This window comes from Clostridium sp. FS41, from assembly GCF_000954015.1.
Lineage (GTDB): Bacteria > Bacillota > Clostridia > Lachnospirales > Lachnospiraceae > Enterocloster > Enterocloster citroniae.
The window spans coordinates 1-2,672 of record NZ_JYHN01000057.1 but is presented as its reverse complement, the minus strand read 5'-3'; the positions used below and the strand labels follow the sequence as shown (position 1 = coordinate 2,672).

Here is a 2,672-nt window from a genome sequence, read left to right as displayed (position 1 = left end):
GTGCGACACGTTCCTAGCTGAAAAGGTTAGGCACTAAACGTAAGAATGTAACAAAGTTCGGTTTAGGAGAACTGATAATCCGATAGGTGGAATGATAGGGGAACGCCTTGAAACGCCTGCCTAAAACTGCGAATGGCATGATTGTGATTAAGCACAAGATTGTCATAAAGCTCGCTGAAGTCGCCTGTATGCACTTGCTAAGGTCAAAAAGGATACAGCAAAACCAAGCCAGAGGTGGCTGGGAGTGATAGGGCGGGGTCTATAAAATACCTATGGTTAGAATTCTACTGTAAAAAGGCAGTAGACGGCGAACCTTTGAGTGTACGGGTCTAAATCTCTAAACAGTCTAACGGCTGTGCTTGCAGAATGCAAGGTCTGTGAGGATTAGTAAAACTTGTTGATATGAAACTCCTTACACCGTTACAGGCGGTGTCAAAGCAGACAGGCTTAAAGAAGGAACCTAAGGGTATATATGTAAAGATAGGATTATCGGAACGTGGTAAGTCAGCAACGTGGAGGGCTTAATCCCTATGAAGCGTTAGCAGGGAAAACATTTTGTATAACCTGCTTTTATGTTGATGAAAGTAGTGGCACAGTACCGATGAAGCCGTGATAATAAGCGGTGGAGGGATAGCCACAAGTCAGTATTTACAGTAAAACACAACTTACAAACAGTTATGAAACTGCATAAGGTTCGAGTATGACTAAGAGAGGCAGGATTTCTGCAATTAAGGAAGTGAAAGCCGACTTATGGCAACTAGAAAATCAAGGAAGAAACAGCGATTGAGAAACAATGAGTATTATGATACTCAGGCGATTTATGATGAACTGTATTCCAAAGCAAAAGAAAATCGGAGATTTACAAATCTATATGACCTGATTGTAAGCAGAGAAAATATATTGCTTGCATATCGTAACATCAAAAAGAATAAAGGCAGTAAGACCAAGGGAGTCAATGCTACTACGATTCTGGATATTGGAAAAGACAATCCGGAGAGGTTAATCTCATATGTGCGAAATAGAATGTCAAATTTTCAACCAATGCCAGTTCGTAGGGTAGAAATTCCAAAAGATAATGGGAAAGTACGACCACTGGGGATTCCGACCATGGAAGACCGGCTGATACAACAATGTATTAAGCAGGTTCTTGAGCCGATTTGTGAAGCCAAATTTTATAAACATAGTTATGGCTTCCGTCCGAATCGGAGCACTCATCATGCCATTGCCAGAGTGTTGGCACTGACCAACCGGCATAACTTTCAGTATGTAGTAGATATTGATATTAAAGGATTTTTCGATAATGTCAATCATGGGAAACTCATGAAACAGTTATGGAGCCTGGGGATTCAGGATAAACAATTGTTATGTATTATATCCAAGATGCTAAAGACTGAAATTAAAGGAATAGGGGTTCCACAAAAAGGGGTCCCGCAAGGCGGAATTCTCAGTCCATTATTATCTAATGTCGTTCTTAATGAGTTAGACTGGTGGATTGCAAGCCAGTGGGAGAACCATAAAACCCACCACTCATATAAAAATCCGACAAGAAAATATGAGTTGTTGAGAAGGGGTAATTTAAAAGAAGTATTTATCGTCAGATATGCCGATGATTTTAAGTTACTCTGTAAAGATAGAAAAACTGCCGAAAAGATGTTTGCAGCCACAAAACAGTGGCTTGAAGAAAGACTGGGCTTAGAAATCAGCCCGGAAAAGTCCAAGATAGTAAATCTAAGAAAACGATATTCTGAATTTTTAGGATTTAAGTTGAAGCTTTGGAAGAAAGGTCAGAAATATGTGGTCAAATCCCACATGACAAAGAAAAGCAAAGAAAAATGCAAGAAAGAATTAAAACAGAAAATCAAAGTATTACAACATGATGCTATCGGTGCACGGGTACAGCAGTTTAATGCTACTGTACTGGGGTTGCATGGGTATTATAAGATAGCCAGTCATATCAGTAAAGACTTTGCAGAAATCGCTTTTCATGTCAATAAGAGCCTTTATTGCAGAACGAAATGTATACGAAGTAAACGAGGTAATAAAAGCAGGGCATATGAACGCTTTTATGGAAAGTGTAAGGTAAAGCCCCTATTTATACAGCGGGTGGCACTTTATCCAATCCATTACGTGCAGACAACTCCACCGGTATGTTTTTCGCAGGATATATGCAATTACACGGTGAACGGCAGGGAGAAAATCCATAAATATCTGCAAAATTTCAGTTATGATACATTGCAATATATCATGAAGAATCCTGTTCAGAACCAAAGTCTGGAATACAATGATAACCGGATATCACTTTACGTTGGACAACGTGGAAGGTGTTTTATTACAGGAGAAAAACTGAAAATATCAGATATGGAAGTACATCATAAAACCATGCGTTCGGAGGGAGGCACAGATGCATATAAAAATCTGGTGTTTGTTACTGGAGCAGTGCATAAGCTGATTCATACAAAAGAAGTAGAAACCATTGAAAAATACCTTGAATTGTTGAAACGAAAATCAATAGACTTCGTGAAGCTGAATAACTTGAGACGTTTAGTTGGAAATTGTGAGATTAGTGAGAATAAGTAAATATTGATGGAACGCCGTGTGAAATGAAAGTTTCATGCACGGTGTGGAGTGGGGGAAAATCCGGAGATAACTTCAAAGGATTACCTATCACTATT

Annotated in this window: 1 protein-coding gene; it reads left to right on the top strand. The window is 39.1% G+C overall.

Features of this window, described 5'->3' with window-relative positions:
* Positions 1–750 precede the first annotated feature (750 nt).
* Positions 751–2,577 (top strand): group II intron reverse transcriptase/maturase, encoded by a 1,827-nt coding sequence (ltrA, locus tag CLFS41_RS11735; protein WP_006778114.1) that lies wholly within the window; start codon positions 751–753, stop codon positions 2,575–2,577.
* Positions 2,578–2,672: the final 95 nt, after the last annotated feature.

Coding starts and splice junctions, on each gene's coding strand:
- ltrA (WP_006778114.1), top strand. CDS start 751: ATGGCAACTAGAAAATCAAGGAAGAAACAGCGATTGAGAAACAATGAG.